At 31.8% G+C, this 17,868-nt stretch carries 14 protein-coding genes, 1 rRNA gene and 1 other annotated feature; of the genes, 12 read left to right on the plus strand and 3 right to left on the minus strand.

The genetic code is table 11. From position 1 onward, the window contains the following. The 5 genes from BSD9I1_RS07390 to BSD9I1_RS07410 all read left to right on the plus strand — a co-directional run. A 16S ribosomal RNA gene (locus BSD9I1_RS07390) occupies positions 1 to 66 on the plus strand; the annotation flags it as partial. Positions 67 to 605: 539 nt separating this feature from the next. Continuing rightward, positions 606 to 1,679, plus strand: a complete 1,074-nt coding sequence (gene carA, locus BSD9I1_RS07395) for a glutamine-hydrolyzing carbamoyl-phosphate synthase small subunit (RefSeq protein WP_186429796.1) — start codon at positions 606 to 608, stop codon at positions 1,677 to 1,679. Beyond that, the gene (carB, locus tag BSD9I1_RS07400; protein ID WP_186429797.1) at positions 1,672 to 4,869 is read left to right on the plus strand and encodes a carbamoyl-phosphate synthase (glutamine-hydrolyzing) large subunit; all 3,198 of its coding nucleotides are present in this window, start codon (positions 1,672 to 1,674) and stop codon (positions 4,867 to 4,869) included. The genes carA and carB overlap by 8 nt, the downstream gene beginning before the upstream one ends. Before the next feature lie 22 nt (positions 4,870 to 4,891). Next, positions 4,892 to 5,806, plus strand: a complete 915-nt coding sequence (gene argF / locus BSD9I1_RS07405) for an ornithine carbamoyltransferase (RefSeq protein ID WP_186429798.1) — start codon at positions 4,892 to 4,894, stop codon at positions 5,804 to 5,806. Between the two features lie 168 nt (positions 5,807 to 5,974). Further along, positions 5,975 to 7,162: a pyridoxal phosphate-dependent aminotransferase gene (locus tag BSD9I1_RS07410; RefSeq protein ID WP_186429799.1), complete on the plus strand. Its 1,188-nt coding sequence runs from the start codon at positions 5,975 to 5,977 to the stop codon at positions 7,160 to 7,162. 77 nt (positions 7,163 to 7,239) lie between these two features. Here the strand turns inward: BSD9I1_RS07410 and BSD9I1_RS07415 are convergent, their stop codons facing one another. Both BSD9I1_RS07415 and argB read right to left on the minus strand, forming a co-directional pair. Further along, positions 7,240 to 8,406, minus strand: coding sequence for an aspartate aminotransferase family protein (locus BSD9I1_RS07415; RefSeq protein WP_186429800.1), 1,167 nt, complete (start codon positions 8,404 to 8,406; stop codon positions 7,240 to 7,242). A 17-nt stretch (positions 8,407 to 8,423) separates the two neighbouring features. After that, positions 8,424 to 9,281: an acetylglutamate kinase gene (gene argB / locus BSD9I1_RS07420; protein WP_186429801.1), complete on the minus strand. Its 858-nt coding sequence runs from the start codon at positions 9,279 to 9,281 to the stop codon at positions 8,424 to 8,426. Between the two features lie 138 nt (positions 9,282 to 9,419). Between argB and argC the strand changes: the two genes are divergently transcribed. The 7 genes from argC (at position 9,420) to BSD9I1_RS07455 (ending at position 16,884) form a co-directional block, all read left to right on the plus strand. Further along, on the plus strand, positions 9,420 to 10,457 hold the full coding sequence (gene argC / locus BSD9I1_RS07425) for an N-acetyl-gamma-glutamyl-phosphate reductase (protein WP_186429802.1): 1,038 nt from the start codon (positions 9,420 to 9,422) through the stop codon (positions 10,455 to 10,457). A gap of 30 nt (positions 10,458 to 10,487) precedes the next feature. Beyond that, positions 10,488 to 11,705 (plus strand): bifunctional glutamate N-acetyltransferase/amino-acid acetyltransferase ArgJ, encoded by a 1,218-nt coding sequence (gene argJ / locus BSD9I1_RS07430; RefSeq protein ID WP_373419347.1) that lies wholly within the window; start codon positions 10,488 to 10,490, stop codon positions 11,703 to 11,705. 135 nt (positions 11,706 to 11,840) lie between these two features. Further along, positions 11,841 to 12,737 (plus strand): acetamidase/formamidase family protein, encoded by an 897-nt coding sequence (locus BSD9I1_RS07435; RefSeq protein ID WP_186429804.1) that lies wholly within the window; start codon positions 11,841 to 11,843, stop codon positions 12,735 to 12,737. 125 nt (positions 12,738 to 12,862) lie between these two features. Then, positions 12,863 to 13,063 (plus strand): alpha/beta-type small acid-soluble spore protein, encoded by a 201-nt coding sequence (locus tag BSD9I1_RS07440; protein WP_035311976.1) that lies wholly within the window; start codon positions 12,863 to 12,865, stop codon positions 13,061 to 13,063. A 475-nt stretch (positions 13,064 to 13,538) separates the two neighbouring features. Then, positions 13,539 to 13,814: a binding site (T-box leader), on the plus strand. 385 nt (positions 13,815 to 14,199) lie between these two features. Next, positions 14,200 to 15,219, plus strand: coding sequence for an ABC transporter substrate-binding protein (locus tag BSD9I1_RS07445; protein ID WP_186429805.1), 1,020 nt, complete (start codon positions 14,200 to 14,202; stop codon positions 15,217 to 15,219). Next, positions 15,219 to 16,115: an ABC transporter permease gene (locus tag BSD9I1_RS07450; RefSeq protein ID WP_035310612.1), complete on the plus strand. Its 897-nt coding sequence runs from the start codon at positions 15,219 to 15,221 to the stop codon at positions 16,113 to 16,115. The genes BSD9I1_RS07445 and BSD9I1_RS07450 overlap by 1 nt, the downstream gene beginning before the upstream one ends. Beyond that, on the plus strand, positions 16,090 to 16,884 hold the full coding sequence (locus BSD9I1_RS07455) for an ABC transporter ATP-binding protein (RefSeq protein WP_186429806.1): 795 nt from the start codon (positions 16,090 to 16,092) through the stop codon (positions 16,882 to 16,884). Before BSD9I1_RS07450 ends, BSD9I1_RS07455 begins: the two co-directional genes overlap by 26 nt. A gap of 133 nt (positions 16,885 to 17,017) precedes the next feature. Here BSD9I1_RS07455 and BSD9I1_RS07460 read toward each other — a convergent pair whose 3' ends face one another. Continuing rightward, on the minus strand, positions 17,018 to 17,800 hold the full coding sequence (locus BSD9I1_RS07460) for a 3'-5' exonuclease (protein WP_186429807.1): 783 nt from the start codon (positions 17,798 to 17,800) through the stop codon (positions 17,018 to 17,020). Positions 17,801 to 17,868 lie beyond the last annotated feature (68 nt).

The raw sequence follows: 17,868 nt of genomic DNA on the forward strand, positions 1-17,868 counted from the left end.
TCAATGATTGGGGTGAAGTCGTAACAAGGTAGCCGTAGGAGAACCTGCGGCTGGATCACCTCCTTTCTAAGGAGTCGACAAGAAGCGATGAGCTTTCTTGAAGGTTTCATTCTCTGTTTAATTTTGAAAGACTTTTAGTAAACGGTAAATAATTAAGAGCACATCAAGTATACTTGATGTGCTCTTTTAGATTTTAAATAACTTTAATCTTACTTTATTATAGCTATTACACCTATTGACCTTCCGTCTGATTCTGCAATTCATATATTTTCTTTAGTTTTATCGTGATGTTCATTCAATTTAGTCACATGGATTTCTATATAATCATAAAATTGAGAAGTGAATCCGTTCTCTATGACACCTTATAATATACGATTTAGTGCAATAAATCCTGAATATATATGCAAAAAATATTAATATTTATTCTGAAGCTATTGCATTATTATCCGGATTTATGTATAATTATTAAAAACGTAGAATAAATATATATTAGCTTTAAATTGAAGTTTGCTTATATACCAATGTATAAAAGCTTATGTGGTAATATTAGTGAAAATATAATATTAATGATTATGCAACAATTGGCATAGAAATGAGGTATATGTATGAAGGCGATACTCGTATTACAAGATGGTACCTATTTTATTGGAAACTCATATGGCGCAAAAGGAGATGGATTTGGAGAAGTAGTTTTTAATACCTGTATGACGGGATATCAAGAAATTCTTACGGATCCATCCTATAATGGTCAAATGGTTACAATGACTTATCCACTGATTGGAAATTATGGATGTAATGATATTGATAAGGAGTCTATTAAACCTTATGTAGAGGGTTTTATTGTTAGAGAAGGCTGTGAGGAACCAAGTAATTGGAGATGCAGCATAGGAACAGAAGAGTATCTTATAAAACATGGGATTGTAGGTATAAAAGATATAGATACAAGAGCACTCACAAAACATATTAGAAGTGCTGGTAGTATGTATGGAATAATCTCTACAGAATGCTTTGATATTGATAAACAAATTAATAATATTAAAGAAAAAGAATTAATTAAAAGAGAATTTGTGAAGGAAGTAAGTACTGAGAATATGTATAGAATTGAAGGTAAAGGAAAAAAGGTTGCTGTAATAGATTTTGGAATTAAGAAAAACATCTTAAGACATCTAGAAAACAGAGAATGTGATATTTATGTTTTTCCATCCCATTCCTTGCCAGAAGATATTTTATCCATAAACCCTGAAGGTATTCTCCTATCTAATGGGCCAGGAGACCCTAAAGATTTGGCTAGTGTTGTAGAGAATGTTAAAAAGCTAATTGGCAAAAGGCCAATTATGGGTATTTGTCTCGGACATCAGCTTTTGGGAACCTCCCTTGGAGGAAACACATATAAATTAAAATTTGGTCATCATGGAGGAAATCATCCTGTAAAAGATTTGAAAACAGGTAGAATATATATCACTTCACAAAATCATAGTTATGCTCTCGAAGAAAATATAAGCAATGAAGTTGAAATTACTCATATGAATGTTAATGATGGTACTGTTGAAGGTTTTAGGCATAAGAAGTATCAAATTTTAAGTATACAATATCACCCTGAAGCAGCTCCTGGTCCTCAGGATTCAGCTTATGTTTTTGATGAGTTTATTAAAATGATGGAGGTGCAGGACAATGCCTAAGAGAAAAGATATAAAAAAGGTTATGGTTATTGGATCAGGTCCTATTATTATAGGACAGGCTGCGGAATTTGATTATTCTGGCACACAAGCCTGCAGATCATTAAAAGAGGAAGGCGTGGAGGTTGTCCTAATAAATAGTAATCCAGCAACTATTATGACCGATGTGGATGTAGCAGATAAAGTATATATAGAACCTATCACATTAGATTTCATAAAAAAGATTATTTATAAGGAAAAACCTGATGGTATACTAGCATCCATTGGAGGGCAAACAGCACTTAATATGGCAGTAGAACTTTCTGAGGATGGAATACTAGAAGAGCTTAATGTAAAACTTTTAGGTACAACGCTTGAATCTATACAAAGAGCAGAGGATAGAGAGTTATTTAAGGCAACAATGGAACAAGTAGGTGAAAAGGTAGCAGTTAGTAGCATAGTAACCACTTTAGAAGATGGATTAGATTTTGCAAATAAAGTAGGATTTCCTATAATTATTAGACCTGCATATACCTTAGGAGGAACTGGTGGAGGAATAGCTAATAATTTAGACGAATTTAAAGATATTGCTAGCCGTGGTTTAAAACTAAGTATGATACATCAGATATTAGTGGAACAAAGTGTAGCTGGTTGGAAAGAAATTGAATATGAGATTATGAGAGATAATGCAGATAATTGTATTGTAATATGCAATATGGAAAACTTTGATCCAGTAGGTGTTCATACGGGAGATAGTATAGTGGTGGCGCCTAGTCAAACCTTAAGTGATGTTGAGTACCAAATGCTTAGATCTGCATCTATTAAAATAATTCGTGCTCTTAGGATTAATGGAGGATGTAATATACAGTTTGCATTAAATCCAAATAGTATGGAGTATGTAGTTATAGAGGTAAATCCTAGAGTAAGTAGATCTAGCGCATTAGCTTCTAAGGCAACAGGTTACCCAATTGCCAGGGTTACGGCTAAAATTGCTCTAGGTTTAAATCTTGATGAAATAAAAAACTCTATTACTGAAAATACTTATGCTTGTTTTGAACCTGCACTGGACTATGTAGTAACTAAAGTGCCAAGATGGCCTTTTGATAAATTTGGAGATGCAAATCGTGCACTTGGAACTCAAATGAAAGCCACAGGTGAAGTTATGGCAATTGGAAGAAATTTTGAGGAATCCCTTCTAAAAGCAATAGATTCATTAGATGTAAAACTAGATTATCAGTTAGGACTAGAGCTTTTTGAAGATAAGTCCATAGATGAGCTTATAGAGTTTATTAAAGAGCAAAGTGATGAAAGAATATTTGCCATATCAAAAGCCCTTCAAAAGGGAGTATCTGTAGAAGAAATCATTAATATAACTAAGATAGATTATTTCTTTATTAAAAAGCTTCAGAAGATAGTAACTTTAGCTGAAGAAATAAAAAGTAATAGCATTGATGAAATGGATTATGAACTCATGAATAGAGCAAAAAAAATTGGTTTTGGAGATTCATATATTGGGAATTTACTTAACGTATCTACAGAAGAAGTTACTAAAAAAAGAAAAGAGTTTAATCTTCATCCGGTATACAAGATGGTAGATACTTGTGCAGGAGAATTTGAAGCTACTACACCATATTATTATTCAACATATGAAGAAAAGAACGATGCAGAGGTAAGTGGTAGGGACAAAGTTATAGTAATAGGCTCAGGACCTATAAGGATAGGACAAGGAATTGAATTTGATTATTGTAGTGTTCATTCAGTACAAACGCTTAAAGAAAAAGGTATAGAATCAATAATTATAAATAACAATCCAGAAACGGTAAGTACTGATTTTGACATTTCTGATGGATTATATTTTGAGCCGCTTACAAGTGAAAGTGTACTAGATATTATCGAAAGAGAAAAGCCAATGGGAGTAATATTACAGTTTGGAGGGCAGACAGCCATAAATCTTGCAGCTTCACTTCAAAAAGCTGGTGTTAAGATTTTAGGTACTGACCTAGAAAGTATAGATATGGCTGAGGATAGGGAAAAGTTTCTTAAGTTGCTTGAAAGTCTTGATATACCAATACCAAATGGAAGTACTGCCCATTGTGTACAAGATGCATTAAGTATAGCAAATAAAATCGGATATCCAGTATTAGTAAGACCCTCTTATGTAATAGGAGGAAGAGCTATGGAAATAGTATATAGCGATAAAGAAATGAAAGAATATATGAAACTTGCAGTGAACGCTTCCAAGGAGCACCCAGTGCTTATAGATAAATATATAATGGGAAAAGAAGTAGAGGTAGATGGGATTTCAGATGGAGAGAATGTTTTAATACCTGGAATAATGGAGCATATAGAAAGAGCAGGGGTGCATTCAGGTGACAGCATTTCAGTATACCCTCCAATAACCTTAAGTAAAGATACTAAGGAAGTAATTGTAGATTACACCATAAGATTAGCACAGGCATTAAAAATAAAGGGACTATTTAATATTCAGTTTGTTATAGATGAAGAAGATAAGGTTCAAATCATAGAAGTAAATCCAAGAGCTAGCAGAACAGTACCAATACTTACAAAGGTTACTGGTATACCTATGGTTAAACTGGCTACTGATATTATTTTAGGGGATAACTTAGAGAATATGGGGTATACACCAGGCCTGGCAGAGGAAAGCTCTTTAGTAGCTGTAAAGGTTCCTGTATTTTCATTCTCGAAGCTTACTATGGTAGATACTTTCTTAGGTCCTGAAATGAAATCTACTGGAGAAGTAATGGGTGTTGATAAAAGTTTAGGAAAAGCATTATATAAGGGACTCTTAGCTTCGGGTGTAAAAATTTTAAAAGAAGGGAATGTACTTTTGTCTATAGCTGAAAGAGATAAGGAAGAGAGCTTACAGCTTTCAATGAAGCTATTGAAATTAGGATATAAGGTGTTTGCAACAGAAAATACTTATACTTACTTAAAGGAACAAGATATAGATGTTGCTTTAATACCAATGAAAGAAGTTAGTGAGCAGATTAAAGAATCTAAACTTCAAATGATAATAAATACTCCTACTAAGGGAAAGATAAGTTCTAGAGAAGGTTTTCTACTTAGACGAACTGCTATGGAATATAACTTGCCATGTATAACATCTCTAGATACTGTGAGTGCAATTATAAAGGCTTTAAGCAGTTTTGATGAGAAGGATGAAGTTGAAATATATTCGTTAGATCAATATTAAGATAATTAAAGGGGATGGGAAAATGAAGCATTTATTGAGCTTAAAAGATTTAACTACAGAAGAAATTTTCAATATACTTGAGATGGCTAAAAAACTAAAATATGAACTCCAAAATGATATAGAGCATAAGATTTTAAAAGGAAAGACCTTGGGTATGATTTTTACCAAGTCATCTACTAGAACAAGAGTTTCTTTTGAGGTTGGAATGGTTCAGTTAGGTGGATACCCATTATTTTTAAGTTCTCAAGATATACAGCTTGGTAGAGGGGAAACTATTGAAGATACAGCTAAAGTGCTTTCAAGATATGTGGATGGAATTATGATAAGAACTTATAAACAAAGTGACGTAGAGGATCTTGCAAAGTATGGAACGGTACCTATAATAAATGGATTAACTGATTCATTTCATCCATGTCAGGTTTTAGCAGACCTTTTAACTATATATGAAAGTAAGTCAAAGCTTGATGGACTTAAACTTGCGTATGTAGGTGATGGAAATAATATTGCACATTCACTTCTTTACGGCTGCAGTAAGGTTGGAATGGATATATCAATTGCTACACCTAAGGGATATGAATGTAATGATGAAATAGTTAAAAGCGCAAAGGAAGATGCTAAGCTTACAGGAGTAAATATAACAATTACAGAAGATCCTATAGAGGCAGTAAAGGATGCAGACGTAGTTTATACCGATACATGGGTAAGTATGGGCCAGGAAGAAGAGAAACAGAAAAGAATAGAAATATTTAAACCTTATCAGGTAAATGGTGAGCTCTTTTCCATGGCGAAGAAAGATGCAATATTTCTTCATTGCCTTCCTGCATACAGGGGTTATGAGGTAACTTCAGAGGTTATTGATGGCCCACAATCTCTTGTATTTGATGAAGCAGAAAACAGATTGCATGTCCAAAAAGCAGTAATGGCATTATTACTATAAGAAATAGGTATCATTTGAAAAGCTAAGATCCAAAAAGGAGAGTTTATAACTCTCCTTTTTTATAAATATTAATTTAGCATTATGTATGGCATTATACAGAGTTTTATATTAAAATAGTACAAACTTAAAAATTTATTTATTCTTGCTATAAATAAAAGGAGGGCTATTATGTTTTCGAAAAAAATAGTAAACAATTTGGACAAAGCTTCTTGGATAAGGGCTATGTTTGAAGAGGGAGAAAAACTTTCTAAAAAATATGGGGCAGATAATATTTATGATTTTAGTCTTGGAAATCCTTATGCAGAACCTCCAGTAGAGGTTATGGAATCACTTAAGAAATATATATTAAATAGTGAAAAAGGGATTCACAGATATATGAACAATGCAGGATATCCAGAGGTTAGAGAAAAAATAGCAAAATCTCTACAAAAGCAAAGTAATATTGAACTCTCAGCTGATAATGTTGTAATGACAGTTGGTGCTGCAGGGGGATTGAACGTAGTTTTAAAGGCTATACTTAACAATGAAGAAGAGGTTATTGTTTTTGCACCATATTTCGTAGAATATAATTTTTATGTTGATAATCATGGAGGGAAAACAGTAGTTGTTTCTCCAGATAAATCTAATTTTGAGCCGAATTTAAGTGATTTTGAAAATAGTATTACTAAGAATACAAAAGCTTTAATCATTAACAATCCCAATAATCCAACTGGAGTTGTATATAGTGAGGAGAAGCTAAAGCATATTGCAGAAATTATAGAGAAAAAAGAAAGGGAATATGGGACAACTATATTTGTTATTTCAGATCAGCCCTATGGTGAAATAGTTTACGATGGAACTAAGGTGCCCAGTATGCTTTCAATTTTTAATAATGCAATTATAGTAAATTCATTTAGTAAGTCATTGGGGCTTGCAGGGGAGAGAATAGGGTATATTGCTGCAAGTAGCAAAATAAAAGATATAAACTTACTTATGAATGCTCTAAGCTTCTGCAACCGTACACTTGGTTTTGTAAATGCCCCAGGATTATTTCAAAAAGTTGTTTGTGATTCTTTAGAAGCTAATATAGATATTGAAGAATATAAAAAGAGAAGAGATTTTTTATACGAAAATCTTACGAGAATAGGATTTGAATGCGTAAAGCCTCAAGGAGCTTTTTATCTTTTTCCTAAAGCACTTATAGATGATGATGTTGAATTTGTAAAGAGGGCGTTAAAATATAATTTGTTACTGGTACCAGGAAGTGGCTTTGGATGTCCAGGATATTTTAGAATTTCCTATTGTGTACAGTTTGATACGATTGAAAATTCTATTTCTGCTTTTGAGAGGTTAGCTAAAGAATTTAATGAAAATTAATAAGAAGAACTTACATTAGTTTAGAGAATAGTAATACCCCAATGCTTTGTAAGAGTATTGGGGTATTTGTATTATAATTATAGTTCTTTCATAACTGATTCAAGTATATTAAGAGCTTCATCAATTTCTTGTATTGTAACATTAAGAGGAGGAAGCAATCTTATAACATTAGTTCCTGCCGTTACTACAAGAAGACCTTTTTTAAAGCATAAATTCATAAATTCTTTTGGATTTGTGTTAATGCTTATTCCAATTAATAAACCCATGCCCTTTATTTCCTCTATAACATTATATTTATTTTTAAGTTCATTTAGCTTCTCTTTTATATATATTTCTTTTGAAGCTATTGTGGAAGTAATTCCACCTTCAATTAGCTCGTTTAAAACAGCTAAAGAAACAGCGCAACCAAGAGGATTTCCGCCAAAGGTACTACCATGATCACCAGGTACTAAAGCTTTGGAAGCTTTCTCATTAGATATAAAAGCACCAATTGGGAAACCACCACCCAAGGCTTTGGCAATACATATAACATCTGGGATTACATTGAATTTTTTATATGCAAAAAGTTCTCCTAATCTTCCCATACCGCATTGTATTTCATCAAATATTAGTAAAGCATCATATTTATCGCATAAATTTCTAACTTCTTTCAAATAATCAGAATTTACAACATTTATGCCTCCTTCACCTTGAATGGGCTCTAAAATAATACCGCATACATTTTCGTTAAAGTTTTCATTTAAGTCATCTATATCATTAAAATTTATTTTCTTTACATTAGGAATTAAAGGCAAAAAATCCTTTTGATATTTTTCCTGACCGGTAATAGAAAGTGCGCCCATGGATCTACCGTGGAAAGAATTATCCATATATAAGAGGGTTGATTTATCAGTATTACCTGTTGATTTACCATATTTTCTTACTAGCTTAAAAGCGCCTTCGATTGCTTCAGTTCCGCTATTGCAAAAGAATACTTTTTCATGATCACAGTTATTTATTAATTTTTCAGAAAGCTGTGTATGCTTGGTGTTCCAATAGTAATTTGAGATATGCATCAATTGTTTGCTTTGTTCTGTTATAGCTTTAATAATTGAAGGATGACTATGTCCTAAGCAATTTACTGCTACACCTGAAACAAAATCAATATATTCATTTCCGGTAATATCGTAAATTTTACTGCCAATGCCTTTTTCAAAAGTAACGTCAAATCTTCCGTAGGTATTCATTATATTATTTTTTGACATCTAAATACACCTCTTCTTTATATAATTTTAGTTCCACAATTTGTAGTTATACCATGTAATAAACTATGATTTTTTCTTCCATCCAATAAATGAACATTTTTTGCTCCTTTTTCTAATGCATTAGTACAACACTCCAATTTGGGAATCATTCCTCCATTAATAATACCAGTGCTTATTAATTCCTTAATTTCGGCAGCGGTAATAGAGCTTAGCAGTGTAGAAGAATCATTTATATCTGTGTATACTCCTTCGATATCTGTCATAATTATTAATTTATCTGCTTTCAAAGCACCGCTTATAGAAGCTGCTGCATAATCAGCATTAATGTTATAGCTGTTGCCATCTAAGTCACAACCAATTGGAGATACTACAGGAATATAATTTTTTTCAATTAAACTAAGTAATACAGTATCATTTATATTTACGACTTCACCGACAAAACCTAAGTCTATTTTTTCATCTTTTTCATAGATGTATTTCTTTTTAGCTTTAATTAGATTACTATCTTTACCACTTATACCAATAGCATTAGCACCTATTTTGCTTAAGCTTAATGATAAATTTTTATTAACATGCCCAGATAGCACCATTTCAACAATTTCCATAGTTGGTGCATCTGTAACCCTTAAGCCTTTAATGAATTTGCTAGTGATACCAATTTTGTTAAGCCACATTGAAATTTCAGGTCCACCACCATGAACTATTACAATATTGATACCTAGGTTACTTAAAGTTAACACATCTTGAAAAAAATCATGTTGAGCTGTTTGGTTGTCCATTATGCTGCCGCCATATTTAATTACAAAGGTTTTTCCAGTATATTTATTAAGATGTAATAAATTATTTGCATCTAAAAGATTATCTTGAGGATTCATAATATCACTCCATTCATAGTGTAATATGAGTATAATTATACAATCATATCTATAAAAATTCAATAACATATTGCATTTTTTATAAATTTATTGCATAATTATTCTTAAATAAAAAATTAATATGACTGAGGTGATAGTATGATTAATGTTGGTATAATGGGAGCAACTGGATATGCCGGAGAACAATTGGTATGGATACTTAATAATCATAAAGAAGTGAATATAAAATTTTTAAGTTCTCATAATTATACAGATATGAATTATGATGAAATTTATAAAAATTATTATGGATTTTTAGATGAAGTTTGCGTTAGCACGGAAGAGGCATTTAATAGGTTAAATTTAATCCATGTGCTTTTTATAGCATTACCACATGGTAAGTCTTTTGAGATAACAAAAAAGGCTCTAGAGTTAGGAGTTAAGGTAATAGATTTAGGTGCTGACTTTAGATTAGATTCAGAAGAAGTGTATAAGAATTGGTATGGAATTAAGCATGAATATTCATCAGCATTAAAGGATTCAGTATATGGTTTATCCGAACTTAATAGAGAATGTATTAAAGAAACTAATATATTAGCAAACCCAGGCTGCTATCCTACAGCTAGCATATTAGCATTAGCACCTTTATTAAAACACAAGCTAATTGATTCCAAGACTATAATTATAGATGCAAAGTCAGGAGTATCTGGGGCTGGGAGAGCAGCGAAAATTGATTCACTTTATGCAGAGTGCAACGAATCTATAAAGGCATATGGCATTGGAAGTCACAGACATACTCCGGAAATAGAACAAGAGCTAAGTAAAGTTTTTGGGGAAGATATAATGATATCTTTTACTCCTCATTTAGTTCCAATGAATCGTGGGATTTTAGCTACCTGTTATAGTAATTTGATAGATAAGTTATCAACAGAAGAATTAATCGATATATATAGGGAATTTTATAAGGATGAATATTTTGTAAAGATAATTAATGGATCACCAGAAACTAGATGGGTAAGAGGATCAAATTTGTGCCATATTGGTATAAAGGTAGATCAGAGAACTAACAGAGTTATTGTAGTATCAGCTATAGATAATTTAGTAAAAGGAGCGGCTGGTCAAGCAGTTCAAAATATGAACATTATGTTTGATTTAAGAGAAACAACGGGATTAGAAGCTTTATCTATGGGATTATAATATAAAAAGTAATATATGGAGGAGATAATCATGAAAGTTATATACAATAAGACCATTACTGACGTACCTCATATCAAGGCAACAGGACTTCATATTGGACTTAGAAAAAATGAAAAAAAGGATTTATGTATAATTTATAGTGAAAAAAAGTCAGTGGCTGCTGCTGTATTCACAAAAAATAAAGTTAAAGCAGCTCCGCTTTTAGTAAATATGAACCACATTAATTCAAATAATACTCAAGCTATAGTAATAAATAGTGGTTATGCAAATGCTTGCACGGGTGCAAGTGGAGTTGAAGATGCCTATGAAATGGGAAGAGTTGCAGCTAATTGTCTAGGATTATCTCCGGAGGAAGTATTAATTGCATCCACAGGTAGAATTGGAATACCATTACCTATGGATAAGATTATTCCAGGTATAAAAGCAGGATGCACAAAGCTTTCTTATGATGGTGGAAAAGAGGCAGAGGAAGCTATCATGACTACAGATACCTTTACAAAGAGTATATTTGTTGAGCTAGAAATAGATGGTGAATTAATATGTATTGGAGGTATTGCAAAGGGCTCAGGTATGGTTCATCCTGATATGGGAACAATCTTAAGTTTTATTGCTACAAATGTAAATATATCAAAATTAATGCTAACAAAGGCTCTAAAAGAAAGCGTTGTTGACTCATACAATATGATATCAGTAGATGGAGATACAAGTACAAATGATATGGCTGTTGTATTATCAAATTGTACCGCTGGCAATAAAGTAATAGATGAGAAAAATGATGAATACTTTAAGTTTAAGGAAGCATTTGATTTTGTTAATAAAGAATTATCAAAGATGATAGCTAAGGATGGCGAAGGGGCTACAAAACTTATAGAAATAAATTTAAATAATGCTAGAACTATGGAAGATGCAAGGATTTGTGCCAAATCAGTTATATCTTCTAGCTTAGTAAAATCAGCTTTTTTTGGAAGTGATGCAAATTGGGGAAGAATTATGTGTTCTTTAGGGTATTCTGGTGCAGAGTTTGATCCTCAAAATGTAGATATAACTTTTAAAAATAATATAGATACGGTTAAAATTGTGGAAAAAGGTTCTGGCACTATATTCAATAAGGAATTAGTAGAAAAAATTTTAAAAGAGGATTATATAAATATAATTATTGATCTAAATGATGGAATTTATAATTCAATTGCTTGGGGATGCGACTTAACTTATGACTATGTAAAGATTAATGGATACTATAGAGCATAGTGTATAAGCAAAATATAGGAGTAAATTTAATATAGAGGAGCTAGTTTTTTTAAGCTAGTTCTTTTTAAATTTATAAAATAAATATGATATAATAATTTTATTATGGAAAAATTTACTTTTAGGGGATGATATTTTATGAAAAGAATTTTAAAAGAAAAATCAGTATTTAGTATGACAAAGGAAAATGAATGGGTAGAAAGTGCAAAAGATGGAGATATCATAGCATTTGAAACCTTCGATTGTTATAAAAATCAAATTTGCAGTGAGAATCAAGAAAGAAGCAGCATTAATCCTAACTTTGGAAACCCTGCTACAGGACCGTTGTATATTGAAGGAGCAGAAGTATCTGATATTTTAAAAATAGAAATATTAGATATAAGAGTAGCTGAAGAAGGTACAATGAGAGTCAGACCTAATGTAGGTGCTTTAGGAGATGTAATTACTCATGATCAAATTAAAAAAGTACCTATTAAAGATGGAAAAGCCATATTTAATGAAAAAGTAGAAATTCCTATAAATCCAATGATAGGGGTTATTGGAACTGCGCCAGCGGAAGGCGAGATACACAATATGGTTCCAGATTATCATGGTGGAAATATGGATTGTAATAGAATAGTAAAAGGATCAATACTTTATCTTCCGGTAAATGTGAAGGGAGCACTATTATCTATTGGAGATCTTCATGCGGTAATGGGAGATGGTGAAGTTGCTATATGTGGACTTGAAATACCAGGAGAAGTAGAAGTTAAGATAAATGTATTAAAGGGAAAAACTATGCCACTTCCTATGCTTGTTCAAGGAGAACATATAATGACTATAGCTTCAGCAAAAACTTTAGATGAAGCATCAAAAATGGCAACTCATAATATGCATAAGTTCATGACTGAAAACTTAAATGTAAATGTTAATGAAGCTGCTATGCTGTTATCTCTTGTTGGTAATCTTAGAATTTGTCAAATTGTAGACCCTTTAAAAACTACAAGAATGGAAATGCCACTGTCTATTTTAGAAGAATATAATTTAAATTATTAGATTTTATGGTATCTAATGGATGAGTTCCCACCAATTTAATAGTGTATTAATTTTCAAATAGGTAATATTAATATTACAACAATGATTATTACTTAATACAACTTAAATTAAAGGAGGAATTTATCATGGCAAATAGAAGTAGTAACAAAGCATTAGTACCAGAAGCTAAAGAAGGTTTAAACAGATTTAAAATGGAAGCAGCTAATGAAGTAGGTGTTAATCTTAAACAGGGATATAACGGAGATCTAACTTCAAGAGAAGCAGGATCAGTAGGCGGACAGATGGTTAAGAAAATGGTAGAAGCTTACGAAAGCAATTTAAGATAGTTGATAAATGAAAGGAGCTGAATTTCAGCTCCTTTTTATTTGCAGTCTGGATATAGAAAAATTTATCTAAAAAATTAAAAGATATAGTTGACATTGATTGATAAGTATGATAAATTGATAATAATAAATTTTTAGAAAATTACTATAAGTGAATATTTATAAAACAGTGATAGGGACAAGTAAACAATAGAAGGTTTAAAAGAGAGTGGGGAAAGGTGAAAGCCCATAAACTAAGACTATGTTGAAATTCACCCTTGAGTTGCAGGTTGAAATCTTAAGCAGACATCTCGAATCTATGATTTGTTGATGGTCGCTTGCTCCTTCCAAGCATGAGAAGGAACTTTATGAGAGTAGGCTGTGCCGGCAAAATGCCGTTATTTAAATGAGATACAAATTTGGATGGTACCGCGAACAGACTTTTCGCTCCAGTGAGGAGATAAGTCTGTTTTTTTATATTCAAAATTAAATATTTATTATAAAAACAGTGATAGGGATAAGTAAACAGAGTAGGAAGTTTAAAAGAGAGTGGGGAAAGGTGAAAGCCCATAAACTAAGACTGTGTTGAAATTCACCCTTGAGTTGCAGGTTGAAATCTTAAGCAGACATCTCAAATCTATGATTTATTGGTGGTTGCTTGCTTCTTCTAAGCATGAGAAGGAGCTTTATGAGAGTAGGCTGTGCCGGCAAAATGCCGTTATTTAAATGAGATATAAATTTGGATGGTACCGCGAACAGACTTTTCGCTCCAGTGAGGAGATAAGTCTGTTTTTTATTTTACAAAAAATTAAATATTTATTATAAAAACAGTGATAGGGATAAGTAAACAGAGTAGAAAGTTTAAAAGAGAGTGGGGAAAGGTGAAAGCCCATAAACTAAGAGTATGTTGAAATTCACCCTTGAGTTGCAGGTTGAAATCTTAAGCAGACGTCTCAAATCTATGATTTGCTGATGGTCGCTTGCTCCTTCGAAGCATGAGAAGGGGTTTCATATGAGAGTAGGCTGTGCCGGCAAAATGCCGTTATTTAAATGAGATATAAATTTGGGTGGTACCGCGAACAGGCTTTTCGCTCCAGTAAGGAGATAAGTCTGTTTTTTTATTTTAAAAATCAATAAATAAATTTTAGGGGGCAAAAATTATGATGTGTAAAAAAACTTTAAAAACTTTAGTAACAATTCCATTGGTGGCTTTAGCTTTATTTTCGGGGTGTTCTAGTAACAAGGGGGATGAACAAGTTATTAGTAAGGGTAATGAAAAAGTTATTAATATTGGGGTAGCTCAAATAGTTGAACATCCATCTTTAGATTCAGCTAGGAAAGGATTTATGGATGCTCTTTCAGCAAATGGTTATAAGGAAGGCTCGAATTTAAAAGTAGATTTTCAAAACGCACAAGGAGATATGCCTACAGTGCAAACTATTGCTCAAAACTTTGCATCCCAGGACAAAGATTTAGTATTTGCAATTGCAACACCTACAGCTCAGGCAATGTATAATGCAATAAAAGATAAGCCTATACTTGTAACAGCAGTAACAGATCCTGTTAAAGCAGGTATTGCAAATTCTCTTGAAAAATCAGGAACAAACGTTACAGGAACTACAGATGCAGCGCCAATTGAAAAGCAATTAGAACTATTAAAAAAACTAGTACCTAATGCTAAGAATATGGGTATACTTTATAACACCAGTGAAGTAAACACTGAATCAGAAATTGAAAAGATTAAAAAAATAGCACCTAAGTATGGTTTGAAAATTATAACTTCAGGAGTTACTAATACAAATGAGATATCTCAGTCTTTAAGTGCCCTTGTGAAAGATATAGATGTTTTATATGCTCCAGCAGATAATGTTGTCGCATCATCAATGCCGTTAATATCATCTAAGTGCATTGAAAATAAGATTCCAATTATAGGAGCTGTAAAGGCTGAAGTCGAAGGAGGAGCTTTAGCTACTGAAGGTATAGATTATTATAAACTTGGATATCAAACAGGAGTTATGGCAGTAGAAGTTATAAAAGGAAAAAGCCCAAAGGAAATGCCAATTACAACTTTAAGAGATACTGAACTAGTTATAAATATGGATACTGCAAATAAGATAAATATAAATGTTCCTGAAGACTTAAAAAAATCTGCGACAATTATAAATGGTGGTGAAAAATAATGTTTAATTTTTGGTTAGGTGTATTAGAACAAGGACTTATATTTGGCATAATGGCTCTGGGAGTATATATTTCATACAAAATATTGGACTTTCCGGATTTATCAGTAGATGGCAGCTTCCCGTTGGGAGCTGCGGTTACTGCTGCATCTTTAACATCAGGTATGTCCCCAGCTATTGCTTGTGTATTGTCTTTACTAGCAGGTGCTATAGCTGGAAGCATTACAGGAGTTTTACATGTAAAACTTAAAATAACTAATTTACTTTCAGGAATTATAGTAATGACAGGATTATATTCCGTTAATTTAAGAATCATGGGAAAAGCAAATATTCCTCTTTTCAACAATAAAACTATATTTACAGGTAGTAATAATACTTTAATAGTTATTTTAATATTTGTTTTGGTGATGAAGTATATATTAGATTTTTTCCTAGATACAAAGATAGGCTTTCTTTTAAAAGCAACTGGTGATAATCCAAAACTTATAACTTCACTAGGAATTGATAAAGGGACGATTAAAATTCTTGGACTTGCTATTTCAAATGCATTAGTAGCTTTATCTGGATCTATAATGGCACAATATCAAAGCTTTTCAGATGTAGGTATGGGAAGTGGAATAGTTGTAATGGGGCTTGCCTCCATTATACTTGGAGAAGCCTTATTCAAGAAGTTATCATGGGTTAAGTTAACAACTGTTGCAGTACTTGGAGCAATTCTATATAAACTAAGTATTGGGGCTGCTTTAAAATTAGGATTAGAGCCTACAGATTTAAAACTTATAACTTCTGTAATTGTAGTATGCGCACTTGGATTAAGTCAAAATAAATTAAAGTTAAAGATTAAAAAATTATCACTTTGGGGAGGGATGACTAATGCTCAAGATACAGAGATTGTCTAAGGTATTTAATGAGAATACTATAAATGAAAATTTAGTTTTAGATAAATTATCACTAGATATTGAAGATGGAGATTTTATTACCATAATAGGGAGCAATGGGGCAGGTAAGTCAACTCTATTAAATATAATTTCAGGTTCTATAGAAGATTATAAAGGGAAAATAGCTTTAGACGATAAAGAAATATCTAATTTATCTGAGTTTAAAAGAACAAAATTTATTGGAAGAGTGTTTCAAGACCCTTCTTCGGGAACATCACCTTCAATGAACATATTGGAGAATTTATCCATGGCCCATAACAAAGGAAGGAGATTTGGACTTTCTAAGGGGATTTCAAAAAAAGATATTCCGTATTTTAAAGAGTTACTATCAAAACTTGATTTAGGCCTTGAAAATAATCTTTATAATAAAGTAGGACTTTTATCAGGAGGCCAGAGACAGGCGATGTCACTAATTATGGCTACAATGTCAAATCCAAGACTTCTTTTGCTTGATGAACATACTGCTGCACTAGATCCTAAAACTTCTGAAAAAATAATAAATTTAACTGAAGAAGTAGTCAGAAGTAAAAAGATAACTACCCTTATGATAACTCATAATTTAAATCATGCAATAAAGCTTGGCAATAGACTTATTATGATGCATAGAGGTAATATATTATTAGATATTAAAGGTGAGGAAAAGAAGTCTCTAACTATAGAAAAATTACTAAATTATTTTGAAAATCTGCAATCTCAAGATGTTATGAGTGATAGAGTATTATTTTCATAGAAATTATAAACTGAAAGCACATTAAATAAGGAGATTGAGTAATTTTGGATCATAGTATAAAGGGAAAGGGTACTAGGTACCATCCTATAAATATTGAATAAGATGAGCAGAGGAATGAAAAACTCTGCTCTCTTTATTTTTTGGTTGAGACTTCTTTAGGGGATTCAACTTGAAATTGATTGGTTCTTCCCATGATATAAGAGAGCTTAATTATTTTCTTCTCATCTTCGCTCATTTCTCTATTAAACATCTTTTCAAATTGCTTTATTAAACTATAGTAATCAATATTTTTCTTTTCTTTGATAAGAGTATTTTGAGCTCTTTGGCTTATAGGATTATATGTTTTAACTTGAATTTTGTTACTGTAAATTCTTTTAAATATTTCCGTAGTATAATGAGCATCAGCAAATGCATTATGAAATTTACTATCAAGGGGAATGTTTAGCAAATTAACTGCTTTATTTAATCCTATATGAGTTCCCTTTGGACATTTAAGAAATTTAGATGCATACTGTTGAAGATTTATATATTTCATAGGTATAATAGATATATCTAAATTATGGTATTTTATATTACGTAATAGCTCTTTAATATCTGCAAGGCCCCATACACACAGGATGCTTTTATCTCCTTGAATAAAGTCAATAAATTCCTCATATATATCTTTAAAGGGTTTTGAAGTATTTAAATCATCCATTGTTATGCCAGTAAGATTTTCAATAAATGGATTAAGTGTAGTATATATATGAGGTTTTATTAGCCTATTAAAGGTTTGTATTGTTTCAAAGTTTTCATTAAGTTTTAGTGCTCCAATTTGAATTATTTCAAAAGGACATTTTTCATTTGTTATAGTGATTTTTTCTTTTTTGCATTGGTAGGCTTGATTAAATTCTAAATCAAATACTATATAACTCATATATTTATCTCCTAAATTTAATTCTATTATTTAGTATGCCACAAAAAATTATATATAAGAAGGGGGGA

Source organism: Clostridium sp. BSD9I1 (assembly GCF_900185645.1).
GTDB lineage: Bacteria > Bacillota > Clostridia > Clostridiales > Clostridiaceae > Clostridium_AK.